The following is a 19,703-nucleotide window of genomic DNA, read 5'->3' on the forward strand; positions in this document are numbered from 1 at the left end:
GTTAAGGCCTTAAGCGGCCGCCTCCAGGCACTACGCCCAGCATGTGGAAGGTGTCGCTGTCGCCTGTGGCGGAGTCGGTGATAAGATCTCCGACGGAAATTGAATCCTTTAAAGCCCGTCCCGTGAGGCGGGGAAGGAGGTCCCGCATGGGTCAGTCATATCCACCTGTCGACGATCATCGTCAGAATCGAGGCAAAGAAGTCCTCGCTGGCGATGACATTGCGCGTTCGCTGACGCGCATCGCGTTCGAGATTATCGAACGTAATCAAGGCGCAGAAAACCTGGTGATTGCCGGTATTCCCACCCGAGGAGCCGTGCTCGCCCGTCGCCTCGTTCAGCGTATCCAAGAAGTCGGGGGTCTCAGCGCAGACCTGGCCATCATCGACACCACCATGTACCGCGATGACCTGGCCGACCACCCGCTGCGCACCCCGCACCCCACAGAGATTCCTCCCGCAGGTATCGACGGGCGTACCGTCATCCTCGTTGATGACGTGCTCTACACCGGACGCACCATTAAGGCCGCCCTCGACGCCCTCTCGGGCATTGGCCGCCCCGCTGCCGTCCAGCTCGCCGTCCTCGTTGACCGAGGCCACCGCGAACTGCCCATCCGCCCCGACTTCGTGGGCAAGAACCTGCCGACCTCCCGCCAGGAAACTGTCACCATCCTGCTGGAAGAAACCGATGGGCGCGACGGCGTGCTCCTGGGAAGGAATAACTGACATGAGCCTCAACCACCTCATCACCATCCGCGACCTCGAATACCGTGAGGCCGTCCAAATCCTCGACACCGCCGAGGCCATGGCCGCCACCCAGTCGCGCCGTGTGAAGAAGCTCCCCACCCTCCACGGGCGTACCGTCGTCAACCTCTTCTTCGAAGACTCCACCCGCACGCGCCTGTCCTTCGAGGCCGCCGCCAAGCGTCTCTCCGCCGACGTCATTAACTTCTCGGCCAAGGGCTCCTCACTGTCCAAGGGCGAATCCCTCAAAGACACGGCACTGACCCTGCAGGCTATGGGCGCTGACGCCGTCATCGTCCGCCACTCCGCTTCCGGTGCTGCTCACCGCCTCGCTCACGCCGGATGGATGAACCTCCCGGTCCTCAATGCTGGGGATGGCACCCACCAGCACCCCACTCAGGCACTGCTGGACGCCATGACCCTGCGCCGCCACTTCAAGCGCGACGCCTCGGACCCGCAGGTGGAGCCCGTCGCCCCCGGCACCGACCTCAAGGGCGCAAAAGTTGTGATCGTCGGTGACATCTTGCATTCGCGCGTGGCCCGCTCCAATGTTGACCTCCTCAGCCTCCTTGGCGCCGACGTCACACTCGTCGCACCCCCCACACTCCTACCCGTCGGCGTCGAAAACTGGAACTGCACGGTCGACTACAACTTCGACCGCGCCCTCGCTCAGGGCCCCGACGCCGTGATGATGCTGCGCGTCCAACGCGAACGCATGAGCGCCGCCGGTGGCGGCTTCTTCCCTTCGCCCGGCGAGTACCACACCCAATACGGTCTGGATCGTCAGCGCTTTAACCGCCTGCCCGACCACACCATCATCATGCACCCCGGTCCCATGAACCGCGGCCTGGAAATCTGCGCTGAAGCAGCTGATTCTCCCCGTTCAGTCATCGTCGAACAGGTCGCCAACGGCGTGTCTGTCCGCATGGCTGCCCTCTACCTCCTCCTCGCTCCGGAAGGCTCCACCCATGACTGACATTCTCATCCGCAACGCCAATATCCTGGGCGAAGAGGTCGCTGACATCTACCTCGCAGGCGGCACCATCGTCGCCATCGGCGAGGGCGCAGCAGCTCACGCCACTGACTCCACTCGCATCATTGACGCCGAGGGCCTCATCGCCCTGCCCGGCCTCGTTGACCTGCACACCCACCTGCGTGAACCCGGCCAGACCGACGCTGAAACGATCTTCACCGGCACTCGCGCAGCAGCCGTCGGCGGCTACACCTGCGTGCACGCCATGGCCAACACCAGCCCCGTTGCCGACACTGCCTCCGTTGTCGAGCAGGTCTGGCGAAAGGGTAAAGAGGCCGGATTCGTCGACGTCCGCCCCGTGGGGGCCGTCACCGAAGGCCTGGAAGGCAAACACCTATCCCGCATTGGCGGTATGGCCAACTCCAAGGCGCAGGTGCGTGTCTTCTCTGACGACGGCAAGTGCGTTTCTGACCCGGTCCTCATGCGCCGCGCCCTCGAATACGTCAAGGCCTTCGATGGTGTCGTCGCTCAGCATGCGCAAGACCCTGAACTCACCGACGGCGCTCAGATGAATGAATCTGAGCTCTCCGGTGAATTGGGGCTGGCTGGCTGGCCTGCTGTGGCCGAAGAAGCCATCATCGCCCGCGATATTCTCCTCGCCAAGCACGTTGGCTCACGCCTGCATGTCTGCCACCTGTCCACTGCGGGTTCCGTTGACATCATCCGCTGGGGCAAGCGCATGGGCGTCAATGTCACCGCCGAGGTCACCCCCCACCACCTGCTGCTCACCGAAGAACTCGCAGCAACCTACGACCCCCTCTACAAGGTGAACCCGCCTCTGCGCACCGCCGCCGACGTCGAAGCGGTCCGTGAGGGCCTGGCCGATGGGACCATTGACATTGTCGGCACCGACCACGCGCCCCACCCGCTCGAATCCAAGGACGTCGAGTGGAATATTGGCGCCTTCGGGATGACCGGCCTGGAAACCGCACTGCCCATCGTCATCACCACCATGGTCGACACCGGCCGCATGACCTGGGCTGATGTCGCCCGCGTCCTCTCGACCACCCCCGCTAGCATCGGCCGCGTCGCCGACCAAGGCCAGGGCATTGTCGAAGGAGCTCCCGCGCACCTCGCCCTCGTTGACCCCAAGGTCCGCCGCGTCGTCGACCCCGCATCTCAATGGACCCGCTCAACGAACACCCCCTACGCGGGGATGGAATTCACCGGCCAGGTCATGTACACCATCTTCGGCGGGGAACTCACCGTTGCCGGCGGCATGCCGATTGCGAAGGAGGACCGCGCATGAGCACCGATATTGCCTACCTCATCTGCGAAGACGGGCCTATCTTCACCGGCCGCGCCTGGGGAGCGCGCGGCATTCGCCTCGGCGTCCTCACCTTCGACACGCGCATGACCGGCTACCAGGCGGTGCTGTCCGCACCCGAGTACGCCGATCACATTGTCGTCATGACCGCCCCACACATCGGCAATGTCGGGATCAACGATGAAGCCCCCACTCAGGGATTCACCCTCGCTGGCCTTGTCGCCCGCGAACCCGCCCGCCGCGCGTCAAATTGGCGCTCCACCGGGGACTTCACCGACCTCCTTGTCCGCGAGGGCGTTGTCGGCATCAGCGGCATCGACACCCGTGCCCTCACCCTCCACATCCGCGACAACAAGGGCATCCGCGGCGCCATCGTCTCCGGCGACGCCCTGCCCATGGGCGCCGCTCAGCTGACCGACGAGGTCCGCGCCCAGCTTTCTCAGATTCTTACCGCAGCCATGGAGGAACAGCACTGATGCCTCGCCGCACCGATATCCGCTCCGTCCTCGTCATCGGCTCCGGACCGATCGTCATCGGCCAAGCCTGCGAATTCGACTACTCAGGTACCCAGGCCTGCCGTGTTCTCAAGAACGAGGGCGTGCGCGTCATCCTCGTGAACTCGAACCCGGCAACGATTATGACCGACCCGGAAATGGCCGACGCCACCTACGTCGAACCCATCACGCCCGACGTCGTCGCCAGCATTATTGAAAAGGAACGCCCCGATGCGCTCCTGCCCACCCTGGGCGGGCAGACGGCATTGAATACCGCCATGGCCCTCGCAGAGCAGGGCGTCCTTGAACGCTTCAATGTTGAACTGATCGGCGCGAATGCTGACGCGATCCGCGCCGGTGAAGACCGCGATGAATTCAAAGCCATCGTTGAACAATGTGGCGCTGAAGTGGCGCGCTCGGTCATCGCCCACACCATGGAAGAGTGCCACGCCGCAGCGGCAGAACTGGGCTACCCTCTGGTGGTGCGCCCCTCCTTCACGATGGGTGGCCTGGGATCGGGCTTCGCCTACACGCCTGAGGACCTTGAACGCATCGCCGGGCAGGGCCTGGCAGCCTCCATCACCACCGAGGTTCTGCTCGAAGAATCCATCCTGGGGTGGAAGGAAATCGAGCTTGAACTCATGCGAGACACCGCAGACAACGTCATCTGCGTGTGTTCCATTGAAAACGTTGACCCTGTTGGCGTCCACACGGGTGACTCCATCACTGTCGCTCCCGCCCTGACCCTGACGGATAAGGAACTGACCGACCTCATTGAAGTCGGCAAATCGATTATTCGTACGGTGGGTCTGAACTCGGGTGGCTGTAATATCCAATTCGCTGTGGATCCCACGAACGGCCGCGCGATCTGTATCGAGATGAACCCGCGCGTGTCCCGCTCATCGGCTTTGGCGTCCAAGGCCACGGGTTTCCCCATCGCGAAGATGGCGGCACGTCTGGCCCTGGGCTACACCCTTGATGAGATTCCCAACGACATTACCGGGTCCACCCCGGCATCCTTCGAACCGACGATTGACTACATTGTCGCCAAGGTTCCCCGCTTCACCTTCGAAAAGTTCCCCGAGGCTGACGCGACCTTGACTACGGCGATGAAGGCCGTCGGTGAAGCCATGGCAATTGGCCACAACTACACCGAGGCCATGCAAAAGGCACTGCGCTCCATTGATAAGAAGGGCGTGCAATTCCACTGGGAGGGGCCTGTGCCCACCGCAGAGGAGACCGCCGAACTGGTGCGCGCTGCCGCTACACCAACGGAGTTCCGCCTCGTCCAGGTGCAGCAGGCTATTCGCGGTGGAGCCAGCGTTGAGGAACTCTTTGAGTCGACCGCGATTGACCCGTGGTTCCTTGACCAGATGGTTCTTCTTGACGAGATCGCCCGAGAGATCGTCGACGCGCCCGCACTGACCCGTGAGCTGCTGATGACGGCAAAGCGTCATGGGTTCTCTGATCAGCAGATCGCGTCCATGCGCCGTATTTCCGAGATGACTGTCCGTGAGATCCGTGCAGCTTTCGACGTCCACCCTGTCTACAAGACGGTGGATACCTGCGCTGGTCAGTTTTCGACGAATACGCCCTACCTGTACTCCACCTACGAGGCGCAGACCGAGGTTGCGCCGCGTGAACGCGAGGCCGTGATTATCCTCGGTGCGGGCCCGAACCGCATCGGTCAGGGCATTGAGTTTGACTACTCCTGCGTGCACGCCACCATGGCATTGCGAGATCGCTACGAGACCGTCATGGTCAATTGCAACCCTGAGACGGTCTCCACCGACTATGACATTTCCGACCGCCTGTACTTTGAGCCCCTCACTCTTGAGGATGTGCTTGAGGTCTATCGTGCGGAATGCGCTGCTGGTCCGGTCGCTGGCATGCTCGTCCAGTTGGGTGGGCAAACCCCGCTGTCTTTGGCTGCGGATCTGGCGGCTGCCGGTGTGCCGATCCTGGGGACTTCTCCTGCTGCAATTGATCTGGCGGAGGATCGTGAGGAGTTCGGCAAGGTCTTGGCTGAAGCCAACCTTCCTGCTCCGGCGCATGACGTGGCCTACACGCCTTCGGCTGTCCACGCTGTCGCGGAGGCGATCGGCTACCCGATCCTTGTGCGCCCCAGCTTCGTGCTGGGTGGGCGCGGCATGGAGGTCATTAATGACCGTACAGGCTTGGATCGCTACCTTGATCGCCCTGATCTTGAGACGCTCTTTGAGCGTGGCCCGCTGCTCATTGACCGTTTCCTCGACGCTGCGGTGGAGATCGATGTCGACGCCCTCTATGACGGTGAAGAACTGTTTATGGGCGCCGTCATGGAGCATATTGAAGAGGCTGGCGTGCACTCGGGTGACTCTGCCAGCGTGCTTCCCCCGATGACCCTGTCGGCCCGCGAGGTTGCCCGCATCGCCCAGTCCACCGAGGCCATCGCCCGCGGCGTGGGCGTCAAGGGCCTCATCAACATCCAGTTCGCCCTGGTGTCGAATACTCTCTACGTCATCGAAGCGAACCCCCGCGCCTCCCGCACGGTGCCTTTTGCGTCGAAGGCGACGGGAGTGCCCCTGGCGAAGGCTGCGGCTCTCATCCAGGTGGGGGAGAGCATTGCCTCGCTGCGTGAATTGGGTGTCCTTCCTGCCGATGATGCGCGCACGATTCCGGCTCATTCGGCGATTGCGGTCAAGGCCGCTGTGTTGCCCTTTAAGCGTTTCCGCCACGCGGATGGGTCGGTGGTCGATTCGATCCTGGGGCCGGAGATGCGTTCAACGGGTGAGGTGATGGGGATTGACACCGATTTCCCCACGGCTTTTGCCAAGTCCCAATCGGCAGCATTTACGGATTTCCCCACGGAGGGGACCGTCTTTGTGTCGATTGCGGATTCCGATAAGCGCGCCATCGTGTTCCCGTTGATCCGTTTGCAGGAACTTGGCTTTGAGATTCTGGCGACCGAGGGGACTGCCTCGGTGCTTCACAGGAACGGGATTCGAGCCCAGGTGGTGCGTAAGAGCTCCGATGGGAGGGGTCCCAATGGCGAGCCCACCGTTGTCGACATGATTAATGATGGTGTGATTGACATTATCGTGAATACACCTCAGAGCTCTGAGGACCGTCATGACGGCTACCAGATCCGCACGGCTGCGATGTCGCACGATCGAACGATTATCACGACCCTGCAGGCCTTCCATGCTGCAGTTCAGGCCATTGAGGTGCGTCTGCGCGGAAAGTACAGCGTGAAGTCCTTGCAGGAATGGGATGCGACCCGTAAGGAGGGGGCACGATGAGCGTGACGCCTTTTGGAGATCGACTCTATGCTGCGATGCGCGAGCATGGGCCGGTGTGTGTGGGGATTGACCCTCATGCTGGCCTTCTGGAGGCTTGGGGCTTGCCTGCGACGGTTGAGGGGTTGCGCACCTTTAGCTTGACAGTTGTGGAGGCTTTGGGCGGCCGCGTGGCTGCTTTCAAGCCGCAGGCAGCCTTCTTCGAGCGTTTCGGCTCCCAGGGGATTGCGGTATTGGAGGAGGTCGTTGCTGCGTGTCGCGCGGCAGACTCCCTGTGCATTGTCGATGCGAAGCGTGGTGATATTGGGTCAACGATGGAGGGCTATGCCGATGCCTTCTTGGATGGGGGGTCCCCGCTTGCTGGCGACGCTGTGACGCTCTCTCCCTATCTTGGAGTGGGTGCGCTAGCTCAGGCTCTTGAACGAGCTGTAGAGCAGGGGAGGGGCGTTTTTGTTCTCGCGTTGACATCAAATCCGCAAGGAAAGACGATTCAGCATGCGCGTAATGCTGATGGCGAGAGCGTCGCTGCGGCGGTCATTCGGGAGTTGGGAGCCTTCAACGCACAGTGTGAATTTGATCACGTTGGGCCTGTTGGTGCGGTCATTGGCGCCACTGTCGGAACAGCTGTTCAAGATCTGGAAATCGATTGTGGACAAATGCGCGGAATCGTTCTGGCACCCGGAATTGGAGCCCAGGGCGCAGGGGTTGAACAGGTAAAACAGGTTTTCGAGGGTATCGAAGATCGGGTACTTGCTTCAACTTCTCGCGCAGTTCTAGTGGCGGGTCCAAACGTCGCCCAACTACGAAAAGCTCACGACAAGGCTGTTCAAGAACTGGCCGAAATGTGAGATAACTACGCTCCCGGTTCTCCCCAAAACCGGGGGCGTAGTGGCATCCTATTAGCGTCACATAATTCTTCATATGGTGAGGGAGAGAGCTCATGGCTCTACCGGATTTGACCCCGCAACAGCGTGCGGAGGCCCTCGAGAAGGCCACCCGCGCACGTCGTCGTCGTGCTGAGGTCAAGGCAGCACTCAAGGCAAGGGAAATGAAGCTGTCTGAGGTTCTCGACCTCGCAGCTACCGACGAGGCCGTCGCCAAGATGAAGGTTGTCTCCCTGCTTGAGGCTCTTCCTCGAGTCGGTGTCAATACTGCCTCGATCCTCATGGATGAATACAAGATCGCACAGTCTCGACGCATTCGCGGTCTTGGCCCCGTCCAGCGCGACGCACTGGTGAAGCGCTTCGGCTGAACGTGGCAAGATGGTGTGCATGACTCATGCGCGCCTGACCGTCCTCGTTGGTCCGAGCGGCGTCGGTAAAGGAACCGTCGTCTCTGCTCTCAAGGATCTCCATCCCGAGCTCATCGTCTCCGTATCGGCCACCACGCGAGATCCTCGCCCTGGCGAACAACACGGCGTGAACTACTTCTTCCTCAGCGAGGAAGAATTCGATGAACTCCTCGGAAACGATGGCTTTCTTGAGTGGGCGCAGGTCTTCGGCGGAAACCGATACGGCACGCCGCGTGGACCCGTTGAAGAACACCTCGCCGCCGGACGCCCCGTCCTTCTTGAAATCGATCTTGAAGGCGCCCGACAGGTCCGTCAGGCCATGCCCGAGGCGCAGCTCGTCTTTCTCGCTCCCCCCTCATGGGAAGAGCTGGAACGCCGCCTGATCGGGCGAGGAACTGAGACCCCCGAACAGCAACAGCGCCGCCTGGCCACTGCGCGCACCGAACTTGCCGCACAGGCAGAGTTCGATACCACAGTGATAAATGACGACGTTGAGCGTGCTGCCGTGGAGATAGCCGCCTTGATGGGCCTAAAATAGTTCGGTTAGACTCGAAGGCCGTGGTCGGCGCATCGCATCCGATGCGCACCTGAGCCGTCCTATCAGGGTCCAGTACTGAGGAGAATCAACACATGTCCGGAATTGTCGCCCAGCCCGAAGGTATCACCTACCCTCCGATTGACGACCTGCTTGAGCACGTTGACTCGAAGTACGCCCTGGTGATCTTCGCAGCGAAGCGTGCCCGACAGATCAACTCCTACAACCGCCAGCTTGAGCAGAACGTCATTCAGTTCGTTGGCCCCGTTGTCGACGTTGAACCCGACGAGAAGCCCTTGGCTATCGCCCTGCGTGAGATTGATGAGGGTCTGCTGAGCCTCGAGGCTGACCCCGAGGCCTGACCCATCATGACCGCCACCGTCGTCGTCGGAGTCGGTGGGGGAGTCGCCGCTTTTAAAGCGGCCACCCTCGTTCGTGAAATCACCCGTGCCGGACACCAGGTACGGGTGATTCCCACACCCGCCGCACTCGAGTTCGTCGGCACAGCCACCTGGGAAGCCCTCAGCGGCGCCCCCGTCTACACGGGTGTCTTCGAAGCCGGAGGTGCCGACCATGTTGAGATCGCACGTAATGCCGACCTCATCGTCATCGCGCCAGCGACGGCTGATCTCATGGCCCGCATGCGCGCAGGCATGGCCAATGACCTGCTGACAACAACGGTGCTCGCCGCGCGCTGTCCCGTCCTCATTGCTCCCGCGATGCACACTGCCATGTGGGAACACCCCGCCACCCAGGACAACTGTCAGGTTTTGGCCGAACGCGGCGTGCACATCATTGACCCCATTGAGGGTGCGCTTTCCTCCGGAGACAGCGGGAAGGGGCGCATGCCCGAACCCGAAGAGATCGCGCGCATCGCACTGAGTTATCTTCCCAGCGATGCCACTATCCCCATGCCCTCCGAAGACCACTCTGACCTTGCCGGACAAAGGATTCTCATCACCGCAGGCGGCACCCATGAAGCGATTGATCCCGTTCGCTTCATTGGCAATCACTCCTCAGGACGACAGGGTATTGCTATCGCTCGCTGCGCTGCCCGTCGCGGAGCATCAGTGACTCTGGTGAGCGCCAATATTGAGGCGTCACTTCTTCCCGACGGGGTCCGCATTGTGCCCGTCGTGAGCGCAGCCGATATGGAAGCAGCTGTCACCGCACTCTTGCCCGAGGTTGACATTGTTGTCATGGCAGCGGCGGTCGCCGACTACCGGCCTCTCGCGCCGGCGCAGATGAAACTCAAAAAGAGTGAGGAAACAGACGTTCCTCAGATTCTCCTCGAACGAACACCCGACATCCTGGCCGGCCTCGCACGTTCCCCGCAGCGCCCCGCATGCCTCGTCGGCTTTGCCGCAGAAACAGGAACACGTGAACAAGTGCTTGCTTTTGGGCAGGAAAAAGCCCGAAGGAAGGGGGCTGACCTGCTTGTCGTCAACCCGGTAGGGCAAGGACGAGGTTTTGGAGACGTCCCCAATGACGTCCACTTCCTCGACCGCGACGGCCAGGTTGTCGGCAGCGCCTCGGGCAGTAAGGACGATGTCGCCTGCGCCATCCTTGATCGCGTGAGCGCCATCGTGGCGAGTACGATGGAGCGGTGACTTCTCAACTGCGTTTATTCACCTCGGAATCTGTGACCGAGGGCCATCCCGACAAAGTATGTGACCGCATTTCCGACGCGATCCTCGACGCTCTCTTAGCAGCAGACCCCCATGCTCGCGTCGCCGTTGAAACAATGGTGACCACTGGCTTAGTACACGTCGCTGGTGAGGTCACCACCGACACCTACGTCGAGATTCCCCAGATTATCCGCGAAGAAATCTCCGCCATCGGCTACACCTCCTCCGAGGTTGGCTTTGACGGCGCCTCCTGCGGTGTCTCCATCTCCATCGGCCAGCAAAGCCCCGATATCGCTGGCGGTGTGAGCAATGCCCTCGAGGTGCGCACCCACGAGGACCGCGATGAGCGCGACCGCCAGGGCGCAGGCGACCAGGGCCTCATGTTCGGCTACGCCTCCGATGAAACCCCCGACCTCATGCCCGCCCCCATCTGGCTCGCACACCGCCTTGCTGAGCGCCTCGCACAGGTGCGTCACGAGGGCCTTATGGATGGACTTCGCCCCGACGGTAAGACACAGGTGACCCTCGGATACGAGGCGGATCGTCCCGTCAGTGTCAGCACCATCGTCGTTTCTACCCAGCATGCACCCGAAAGGACCCTCGCCGAACTTAACGAGGGAATCCGCGAACTCGTCATTGCCCCCGTCCTGGCCAATAGCGGACTTGATCTTGATGCTGACGACGCACAGATTCTCGTCAACCCCTCCGGCCGCTTCGTGATCGGTGGCCCGACAGGCGACGCCGGCCTGACCGGCCGCAAGATTATCGTTGACACCTACGGCGGTATGGCCCGCCATGGCGGCGGCGCATTCTCAGGTAAGGATCCATCGAAGGTGGACCGTTCAGCCGCCTACGCCGCGCGGTGGGCCGCAAAGAATGTCGTCGCTGCTGGCCTGGCTCGTCGTTGCGAAATTCAAGTTGCTTACGCGATTGGCCGGGCGCACCCCGTCGGCCTCTACGTTGACACCTTCGGCACCGGTGTTGCTCCCGATCATGAGATCGCCCGCGCCGTCGAAGAAGTTTTCGACCTTCGCCCCGCAGGCATGATCGCCGACCTTGATCTGCTCCGTCCGATCTACACGCCAACCACGGCTTATGGTCACTTCGGTCGAGATATCTTCCCCTGGGAGGCGCTCACCAAGACCGACGACCTTCTGGCAGCGTTCAACAACTAACCGCCGTGAACTGATAGCGTGTGTGTATCCCGCCGATACGCACACGCTATCAGCACGTTATTCCCGCCCAAGGAGCACTGATGTCAGCTGAGCCTCGTGAGTCCACCGCATGGCGCACACGCACCGCCCTGGAAATGATTATTTCCGGCGTGATTGGCCTCTACGCATCCTTCGTTCTCTCGATCGAAGCGTGGGTGCTTGCTTCCAACGCGGATGCCTCCTTCGGCTGCGACGTTAATAGCGTCATTTCCTGCTCTGCTGTGGCCCAGACCCCGCAAGCGCAGGTCCTCGGATTCCCTAATGCCTTCCTGGGGATCTTTTTCGAAACCGTCGTCTTGGCGGTGTCGGTGGCGATCGTTGCTGGCGTGCGTTTCCCACGCTGGTACATGCTCTGTGTTGAATTGCTGTACACCATCGGACTGGGTTTCGCGCTGTGGCTCTTCTACCAGTCCTACTTCGTGATCCGCGTCCTGTGCCCCTGGTGCTTACTCATTACCGCCACGACGACCCTGGTGTGGGCAGGACTGACCCGCATGAATATCCGCGACGGTAGTCTTCCTGCACCGGCTTGGCTGCGCCGCATTGTTGAGCAGGGTTTGGACTGGGCATTTACCGGGTTGTTCCTCTTTATTCTTCTTGCGATGCTCGTTGCCCGCTACGGGGTGACGCTCCTGAGTTGAGCATTCATCACGCAGATGCGGGGTGGATGTGAGTTACTAGAGCCATGAGTGTTCAAGGCGCTTTTCCCGGCTTGGAGGAGGAAGCTTCTCCCGTTGATATTGCGCGCGTTCTTGTCGACACCGACCTGCCGCACCTCGATAAGCTCCTCGACTATCAGATTCCCGAGCATCTCAGCGATGGGGCTCAGGTGGGGCACACGGTGAAGGTGACCGTGGCCGGTCGGGCGCACACAGGATGGATTATTGAGCGTGACCGGATCGTGCCCGAACATCGTTCGCTGCGTCCCATCGAATCGGTCATTTCTCGCCTGCCTGTCGTGACGCCCGAGCTTGTCGAGTACGGGACCCACGTTGCCCGCCGATCCTTGGCTACCCTTCCTCAGGTGCTTTCTCTTGCTATTCCGCCACGCCACGCGGGTGCGGAAGAGGAACACGCGTCACACTCCCGGCGCCCCTCCCATCCTCGGGACGCGGTGGTCGACGCCGCCGGAGGCGGGTGGCAGGAGGATGCTGAAGGGAGCGCATGGTCGTCCCACGAGGATGGAGTCGCCTTCCTTCACGCCCTCGCTTCGGGCAAGAACCCGCGCGGAGTGTGGGCCGCTCTTCCAGGCAACCGCGAGGAGCAACTCCACGAGGTTCTCGTCGCCTGCCTCCATTCGGGTAGGCGCGTCCTCTTCATTTGTCCAACCTCCCAGCAAGCGGAGGCGGAAGCTGCGACTATTCGTGCGGCCTTACCTCGTGCGCGTGTGAGCCTCCTTCACGGCGAGCTCTCCTCGCGTGATCGATACGCCTCCTATCTCACAGCTCTTGACGGGCAGTGCGATGTGCTCGTGGGGACTCGGTCTGCTGCCTGGACCCCGCTGCCAGATATTGGCCTTGTCATCGTGTGGGATGACGGGGATGATCGCCTGCGTGAGCAGCGCGCTCCACGTGTCGACGCCCTGGATATTGCTGTGGCTCGCGCTCATCTTCACGGCTGCGCCCTGTTGGTAGGGGCATGGGCGCGTTCGGTGAAGGCTCATTCCTTGGTGGCGTCGCGCTGGGCGCAGTCTCTGCATGCTGGTTGGGAAGAGCGCCGCACTCTTGCTCCACGCGTCGTTGTTCCCGATGACTTTGATCGCGAGAGGGAAGGGCTGTCTGCTCACCTGCAGATTCCGACGAGTGCTCAGCAGATGCTCCGCCAGGCGGTGAAGGAAGGACCCGTCCTAGTGCAGGTGCCTCTGAGTGGATATGCCCCCGCGATTGCCTGCCAGGGCTGTCGAAAGCCCGCGCGCTGCACGCATTGTCACGGCGTTCTTTCTGTGACGGCTTCGCGCACGATCACCTGCTCATGGTGCAGTCGCGACACGGAGCATTGGCGCTGTCCTCAGTGCCACGGCAGTCAGCTGCGGGCCTTCCGTGTGGGCTCTGATCGAACTGCGGAGGACCTGGGGCGTGCATTCCCTGGGATTCCTTTGACAGTGTCCTCCGCCCAACGCGGGGTCGTTGATCGTGTGGATACGAAGCCGCGCCTCGTGGTGGCCACGCCGGGTGCTGAACCGCGGGCTGATGGCGGATACGCGGCGGTTTTGATCGTGGACGCTCCGGCGATTGCGGGGCGCTCAGAACTGTGGGCCCCGCAGGAGGCTTTGCGTCGTTGGATGAATGCTTGTGCGCTCCTGCGCATCGCTCCTGTGCGGGGGGATGGGCATGGCGGGGCTCAGGCGATGGTCGTTGGGGGAGTGGAGCCTCTGCTTGCCCAATCCCTCATCCGATGGGACCCTACGCATTTTGCGACTCAGGCTCTTGAGGAACGCGTGGAGCTCGCTTTTTTCCCGGCTGCCACGATTGTCGCTATTGATGGTCCGCTGGGAGAGATTGAAGCACTCATCCGTGATCTGAGTGCCTCCACTGAGTGTGAGCATGTCGGCACGGTGCCTCGGCGCGGTAGCTACATGGAGGACGAGGCGAACGCCGATCCGCTGTCTGTTGAGGTGCGTGCCCTCGTGCGCGCCTCTCGTGCGCGCAGCGCTGAACTGCTCGAAGCCCTGCGCGGTATTCAGCAGGTGCGTTCGGCCCATAAGCGCCCGATGCTGCGCATGAGTGTCAACCCGCCCGAGCTGTTCTAGGAGACTCTTGGTTAAGCCTTTCATGCCGGGCAGGAGGGCTGCGGAGAGCATGGTCATAGCTGCGGCTCGGTCCTGGCGTGAGGGGCGCCTGTAAACTTGGATGGTGCGCATTATTTTTGCTGGTACTCCTACCGCTGCTGTCCCCACCCTGGCTGCCTTGATTGAGTCTTCCCATGAGGTCGTTGCCGTGATCACCCGGCCACCTGCCCGCGCAGGACGAGGCCGTAAGCTCGTGCCCTCTCCCGTTGCTGAGCTCGCTCACACCCACGGGATTCCTCTCATTGAGGCCGCCAACATGCGTGAGGATGCGACGTGTGAGGCAATCGCGGCCATTGGTGCCGAACTCGGTGTCGTGGTGGCCTACGGGGCGCTCATCCCTCAGGTGGTTCTCGACATGCCCACACGAGGCTGGGTGAACCTTCACTTCTCTGATCTTCCTCGCTGGCGGGGCGCTGCCCCCGTGCAACGCGCGATTATGGCAGGGGACGCGCGCACGGCCTCGTGTATCTTCCAGCTTGAGGCTGGACTGGATACAGGGCCCGTGTTTTCGCGTGAGGAGGTGATAATCGGCGTTGAAACCTCTGATGAATTGCTTGAACGCATGTCTGTTGCCGGTGGGGCGCAGATGGTCGCCCTCCTGGATGCTATGGAGGCGGGGACAGCCGCCTCGACCCCGCAGGACGAGGGCGAAGATGGTGCTGCAATTACTCATGCGGCGCGCCTGCTGCCCGGAGAAGGCTTCATCACCTTTAACGGCACCTGCTCGCAGACAGACGCGCATATCCGTGCCTTCACCTCCAACCCGGGTGCCTGGACGCTCCTCCCCGAAGCGCGACGCCTCAAGTTGGGGCCCGTCACCCACGTGGACACGCAGGACCTTCCCGTCGGCTGTCCTCCCACTGCTCCTTCTGGCACCGTGCATGCTGCGAGAAAGGCGGTCTACGTGGCCTGCTCCGACGGGTGGGTCGCTCTTGGCCAGGTCGCGCCAGCGGGCAAGGGGTGGATGGACGCCCCCGCATGGGCACGTGGAGCCCGCCTCGAGCCCGGCACTCGCCTGGGCGCATCACACCAGCCTGAGGGAGAGGAGAAGTAATGGCGACGCATCGCTACGCTGACGGCTACCGCGCTCTCAAAGATATTGACCCGGCGCGCATGGTGGCCTACACCGTCCTTGAGCAGGTCAATGAAGAGGGCGCCTACGCTAACCTCGTCCTGCCCAAAGCTCTGCGTCAGGCACGCGAGGACTATCGCGGCTTTGATGCCCGCGATGCGGCCTTCGCCTCGGAACTGGTGTACGGCACGCTGCGCCATCAGGGCACCTGGGATTGGGTGATCGCCCGTCACCTCTCACGTCCCCTGGCCGATATTGACCCCCCCGTGCGTAACCTCCTACGCCTGGGCGTCCATCAGATGCTGGCGATGCGCGTGCCAGATCACGCGGCGATTGCCTCCACCGTGGACCTTGCCCGTCACCTCGTCACCGAGGGCCCCTCGAAGATGGTCAACGCTGTGCTGCGCTCCATCCAGCGAAGCGGCGAGGACGCACTGCGTGACGCCATGGCTGAACTGCCTCACGACGAGCGCCTGGCTATCGAGTACGCCCACCCCGAGTGGATGGTTCGCGCCTTCCGCGACGCCCTTGAAGGACACGGTTATAACGCGGGTGAGCTTGAAGAACTCCTCTCTGCCGACAATGTCGCTCCCATCGTCACCCTTGTTGCCCGTCCTGGTCTGATCCATCCCGCTGACCTGGCTGACGAGGCCGAGGACATCCTCCACACCCGTGTGGCCCCCGGTGACGTGTCCGAAGTGGCGGTGCTCATCGAATCGGGCGACCCGGCACTCCTCCCCTCGGTACGTCAGGGCCTCGCAGGTGCGCAGGATGAGGGCTCCCAGCTGGCCGCCTTCGTTGCCGCCGCCGCGCCCCTTGAAGGCAGTGACGAACGCTGGCTTGACCTCTGCGCTGGCCCGGGCGGTAAAGCGACCCTCCTTGCTGCTATTGGAGCTGAACGTGGCGCCACACTCCTGGCTAATGAGATGCACTCCCATCGTGCGCGCCTCGTTGAACGCGCCAGCCGCGCTCTGGACAATGTCACGGTGATCTCTGGGGATGGACGCACACTGGGGGGACCCAACACCTCCTACCCTTTGGCCTCCTACGACCGGGTGATCGTTGACGTGCCCTGCACCGGTATGGGATCCATGCGGCGGCGCCCAGAATCGCGTTGGCGAAAGGATGCGGAAAACCTCGCTGAACTGCTACCGCTGCAGCGTGACCTGCTTGAACGCGCCTGCGCTCTGACGCGTCCCGGTGGCATCATCACCTACGTGACCTGCTCACCCCACTTGGCAGAAACCCGCGATCAGGTTGAAGCCCTGCTGGATGCAGGAGAGGTCGAACTTCTCGACACTGTGCAGATCGCCCAAGAATGCGCGCCCCTGCCCCTTGATATTCCCCAGGACGCTGGCCGGGTAAAGGGTGGGGGAGAGGGGCGCACCCTGCAGCTGTGGCAGCACCGCCACGGCACGGACCTGATGTTCATGGCTGCGTTCCGCAAGAAGCCTTAGGCGCAAAAAGGCCTAGAAGTACCTGTCACGCACTGACGTAGAATTGAAACACACGTCAATGTTGATACTGACCAAGGATTCGATCAATGAAGCCCACCATTTCCCCCTCCATTCTCAACTGCGATATTGGTGACCTGCGTGGTCAACTCAAGCTCATTGAGAGCGCAGACCTCGCGCATGTGGATGTCATGGACAATCACTTCGTTCCGAACCTGTCATGGGGGCTTCCCGTCGTTGAATCCGTCGTCCAGTCGGGCATCCTACCCGTTGACGCCCACCTCATGATTGAGGACCCCGACCGTTGGGCCCCCGCCTACGCTGAGGCTGGCTGCGCCTCCGTGACCTTCCACGCTGAGGCCGCCACCGCGCCCCTGCGTTTGGCTCGCGAACTTCACGCCAAGGGCGCACGGGCTGGCTTGGCTCTGCGTCCTGCCACCGATATCGCCCCCTTTGTTGACATTCTCTCTGAGTTTGACATGATCCTGGTCATGACTGTTGAACCCGGCTTTGGCGGACAGTCTTTTATTGACTCGATGATCCCGAAGATTCGCCGCACTCGCGAAGCGATTAACGCTTCCGGCCTGGAGGTGTCCATCCAGGTTGATGGCGGTATTTCACGGGCCACCATTGAATTGGCTGCCGAGGCTGGTGCTGATAACTTCGTCGCAGGATCGGCCGTCTTTAAGGCCGAGGATGCCTACGCCGAGGTCGAGGCCCTCCGCGAGCTTGCCCTCAAGCACTGCCACTGACAGCAGGGCTGGCACGAGCTCGCAGCCCGCAGCGAGGATTAACAGCGACACTGTTAATCCTCGCTGTTCTGTCTCCGCACGCTATTTCGTGGCACAATAGGAGGAACGTTCCGGGGTCGGTGAAAGTCCGAACCGGCGGTGATAGTCCGCGACCCGTGCAACACTGCGCGGTTGAGCTGGTGAAATTCCAGCACCGACGGTTAAAGTCCGGATGGGAGGAACGCGAGTGGTAGCAGCGCGCACGCTGCTACCTGTCGCTGTTTGCGCGCGCCCCGGACCAAGGAAGGTAACCGTGGCGACTCGAGTGGCTCAACGATCCTGGAAGACCGTTGCTGCACCCCTCATCCTCCTCACGCTGCTGCTTGCCGCGTGGAGCATCTCCGCCGCACGCACAGTGGAGGAGTGGAGACTCCCATCGCCTTCCACTGTGCTTGAGCGCTTCCTCAGTATGCTGCTCAATCCCAGCATCTGGCGACACATTGGCGTCACCGCCACCGAAGCCGCGCTTGGTTCTGTTATCGGCGCTGCCGTTGCCCTCCCGACGGCCTACCTCATCTACCGCAACTGCATCATTCGAGCGGCCGTTGAACCTTTCCTGGGTGCCACCCAATCCCTGCCAGCGATCGCCCTCGCTCCACTGCTTGTTCTGTGGGTGGGCTACGGCACCCTCGCCATTTCCCTGCTGTGCGCACTCATCGTTTTCTTCCCTATCCTCATCTCCACCGTGGTGGGGCTGCGCACCCTGGATCGCGACATTATCGAGGCCGCATCTCTTGACGGCGCATCGGGGTGGGTCATGCTTTCTCAACTCGAAGCCCCGCTGGCAGCGCCCTCCATTTTGGCCGGTGTTCGCAATGGCTTCACCCTGTCCATTACCGGCGCCATTGTTGGCGAAATGGTGATGGGTGGGCAGGGCCTTGGGCAACTTCTCGTCCAAAGCCGCAACAACCTCGACACGGCGGGCATGTTCGCCACCATCGCTCTGCTGTGCCTGCTCTCCGTGACCATCTACCAAAGCATCCGCTATATCGAGGCTCGCTACCTCGAGGAAGGTTAAAACCCATGCCACGCGCATTGCGCCGCATCGTCGCGGCCACTGTCACCTGCAGCTTCACCCTCGCCCTTGCTGCCTGCACCACTGCACCCACCCAAGGGAGCGCCCAATCTACGCCTGAGTCCGCGTCGTCGTCGGCGACGCCGACCCCCCGCGATGGTAGCGGCGTCACCCTGGGGCTCACCTACATCCCCAATGTGCAATTCTCTCCCGTGTACGTCGCTGAGGACGAGGGGATCTATCGTGCTGCGGGATTGGATATTTCAGTGCGCCACCACGGTGGTGATGAGGGCCTCTTTACCGCTCTCATGGCAGGCGAGGAGGACATGGTCTTGGCCTCGGGTGATGAGGTTTATCAGGCCCGCGAGCAGGGCATGGATCTTGTAGCCGTGGGCAGCTACTACCAGCAATACCCTGTGACCATCGTGGTTCCAGAGGACTCCGCGATCCGTAGCATCACTGACCTTCGAGGTAAGAAGGTGGGCGTGCCTGGCGAGTACGGTTCCTCATGGTTTGGTCTGCTGGCGATCCTACGTGGTGCCAGCATGAGCAAGGACGACATTGAGGTTGTCTCCATTGGTTACACGCAGCAGGCCGCACTAGCTGGCGGGCAGGTCGACGCAATCGTGGCCTTCTCCAATAATGAGCCCGTACGTTTCGATGCTGCCGGCATGAAGGTCCGTACCCTGGAGATGATGGGCGAGGTGCCCCTTGTGTCTGCCTCCCTTGTGACCCGCCGCGAGTGGTTTGAGAAGAATGAGGACATCGCATGCCAGGTCGTGCAGGGCACTGCCGCTGGGATCCGCCGTGCCGTTGAGCAACCGCAGCTGGCGATCGAAGCCACTCAGCGACGTGACACTGGCCTGAGTGAGGCCGGTCAGGTTGAGGGGGCCCGCGCGGTCCTCAAGGCCACCGCCACTCTCTTTGACGGCGGGGACGGCACCTACGCAGGGCCTCAAGACCTTGCCCTGTGGCAGCAAATGGCTGACTTCTACCTGACGATCCCGGGACTGCTCAAGGAAAAACCTGACGTTGAGGCCGCCGTGACGAACGCCTGCTACGAGTAGAGTCCACGACGAGGGAACTCCTGTGACAAGCCCGGC

At 61.9% G+C, this 19,703-nt stretch carries 18 protein-coding genes and 1 riboswitch; all 18 genes read left to right on the forward strand.

The features are described 5' to 3' along the window. Nucleotides 1-146 precede the first annotated feature (146 nt). The 18 genes from pyrR (at nt 147) to HWX48_RS05780 (ending at nt 19,667) form a co-directional block, all read left to right on the forward strand. Entirely contained in the window at nt 147-722 is a 576-nt protein-coding gene (pyrR, locus tag HWX48_RS05695; RefSeq protein WP_175955453.1) for a bifunctional pyr operon transcriptional regulator/uracil phosphoribosyltransferase PyrR, read from the forward strand. Between the two features lies 1 nt (nt 723). After that, the gene (locus HWX48_RS05700; RefSeq protein WP_175955455.1) at nt 724-1,716 is read left to right on the forward strand and encodes an aspartate carbamoyltransferase catalytic subunit; all 993 of its coding nucleotides are present in this window, start codon (nt 724-726) and stop codon (nt 1,714-1,716) included. Beyond that, nucleotides 1,709-3,022, forward strand: a complete 1,314-nt coding sequence (locus HWX48_RS05705; protein ID WP_175955456.1) for a dihydroorotase — start codon at nt 1,709-1,711, stop codon at nt 3,020-3,022. The genes HWX48_RS05700 and HWX48_RS05705 overlap by 8 nt, the downstream gene beginning before the upstream one ends. Next, complete coding sequence (locus HWX48_RS05710) at nt 3,019-3,516, forward strand: carbamoyl-phosphate synthase domain-containing protein (RefSeq protein WP_175955458.1); 498 nt, start codon at nt 3,019-3,021, stop codon at nt 3,514-3,516. Before HWX48_RS05705 ends, HWX48_RS05710 begins: the two co-directional genes overlap by 4 nt. Beyond that, nucleotides 3,516-6,815 (forward strand): carbamoyl-phosphate synthase large subunit, encoded by a 3,300-nt coding sequence (gene carB / locus HWX48_RS05715; RefSeq protein ID WP_175955468.1) that lies wholly within the window; start codon nt 3,516-3,518, stop codon nt 6,813-6,815. The genes HWX48_RS05710 and carB overlap by 1 nt, the downstream gene beginning before the upstream one ends. After that, nucleotides 6,812-7,660, forward strand: coding sequence for an orotidine-5'-phosphate decarboxylase (pyrF, locus tag HWX48_RS05720; protein WP_175955470.1), 849 nt, complete (start codon nt 6,812-6,814; stop codon nt 7,658-7,660). Before carB ends, pyrF begins: the two co-directional genes overlap by 4 nt. A 92-nt stretch (nt 7,661-7,752) precedes the next feature. Further along, complete coding sequence (mihF, locus tag HWX48_RS05725) at nt 7,753-8,064, forward strand: integration host factor, actinobacterial type (protein WP_175955472.1); 312 nt, start codon at nt 7,753-7,755, stop codon at nt 8,062-8,064. A 19-nt stretch (nt 8,065-8,083) separates the two neighbouring features. Continuing rightward, nucleotides 8,084-8,641, forward strand: a complete 558-nt coding sequence (gene gmk, locus HWX48_RS05730; RefSeq protein WP_175955474.1) for a guanylate kinase — start codon at nt 8,084-8,086, stop codon at nt 8,639-8,641. 92 nt (nt 8,642-8,733) lie between these two features. Further along, nucleotides 8,734-9,000: a DNA-directed RNA polymerase subunit omega gene (gene rpoZ, locus HWX48_RS05735; RefSeq protein ID WP_124867484.1), complete on the forward strand. Its 267-nt coding sequence runs from the start codon at nt 8,734-8,736 to the stop codon at nt 8,998-9,000. Nucleotides 9,001-9,006: 6 nt separating this feature from the next. Further along, a complete protein-coding gene (gene coaBC / locus HWX48_RS05740) occupies nt 9,007-10,248 on the forward strand; it encodes a bifunctional phosphopantothenoylcysteine decarboxylase/phosphopantothenate--cysteine ligase CoaBC (RefSeq protein WP_175955476.1) in 1,242 nt (413 codons plus the stop codon). Next, nucleotides 10,245-11,441, forward strand: coding sequence for a methionine adenosyltransferase (gene metK / locus HWX48_RS05745; protein ID WP_175955479.1), 1,197 nt, complete (start codon nt 10,245-10,247; stop codon nt 11,439-11,441). The genes coaBC and metK overlap by 4 nt, the downstream gene beginning before the upstream one ends. A gap of 80 nt (nt 11,442-11,521) precedes the next feature. Continuing rightward, nucleotides 11,522-12,121, forward strand: coding sequence for a vitamin K epoxide reductase family protein (locus HWX48_RS05750; protein ID WP_254872979.1), 600 nt, complete (start codon nt 11,522-11,524; stop codon nt 12,119-12,121). Nucleotides 12,122-12,165: 44 nt separating this feature from the next. Further along, entirely contained in the window at nt 12,166-14,229 is a 2,064-nt protein-coding gene (locus HWX48_RS05755) for a primosomal protein N' (RefSeq protein WP_175955481.1), read from the forward strand. Between the two features lie 100 nt (nt 14,230-14,329). Next, entirely contained in the window at nt 14,330-15,322 is a 993-nt protein-coding gene (locus tag HWX48_RS05760; protein WP_368483981.1) for a methionyl-tRNA formyltransferase, read from the forward strand. Continuing rightward, a complete protein-coding gene (locus HWX48_RS05765) occupies nt 15,322-16,797 on the forward strand; it encodes a transcription antitermination factor NusB (protein WP_175955485.1) in 1,476 nt (491 codons plus the stop codon). Before HWX48_RS05760 ends, HWX48_RS05765 begins: the two co-directional genes overlap by 1 nt. Before the next feature lie 86 nt (nt 16,798-16,883). Then, nucleotides 16,884-17,546, forward strand: coding sequence for a ribulose-phosphate 3-epimerase (rpe, locus tag HWX48_RS05770; RefSeq protein ID WP_175955487.1), 663 nt, complete (start codon nt 16,884-16,886; stop codon nt 17,544-17,546). 102 nt (nt 17,547-17,648) lie between these two features. Then, nucleotides 17,649-17,773, forward strand: a riboswitch (FMN riboswitch). A gap of 65 nt (nt 17,774-17,838) precedes the next feature. Beyond that, on the forward strand, nt 17,839-18,603 hold the full coding sequence (locus tag HWX48_RS05775; protein ID WP_254872980.1) for an ABC transporter permease: 765 nt from the start codon (nt 17,839-17,841) through the stop codon (nt 18,601-18,603). 5 nt (nt 18,604-18,608) lie between these two features. After that, nucleotides 18,609-19,667 carry an ABC transporter substrate-binding protein gene (locus tag HWX48_RS05780; RefSeq protein WP_175955490.1) on the forward strand — a complete coding sequence of 353 codons (1,059 nt, stop codon included), beginning with the start codon at nt 18,609-18,611 and terminating at the stop codon, nt 19,665-19,667. Nucleotides 19,668-19,703: the final 36 nt, after the last annotated feature.

Origin of the sequence: Schaalia sp. Marseille-Q2122 (assembly GCF_903645355.1) — a bacterium.
Taxonomy (GTDB): domain Bacteria; phylum Actinomycetota; class Actinomycetes; order Actinomycetales; family Actinomycetaceae; genus Pauljensenia.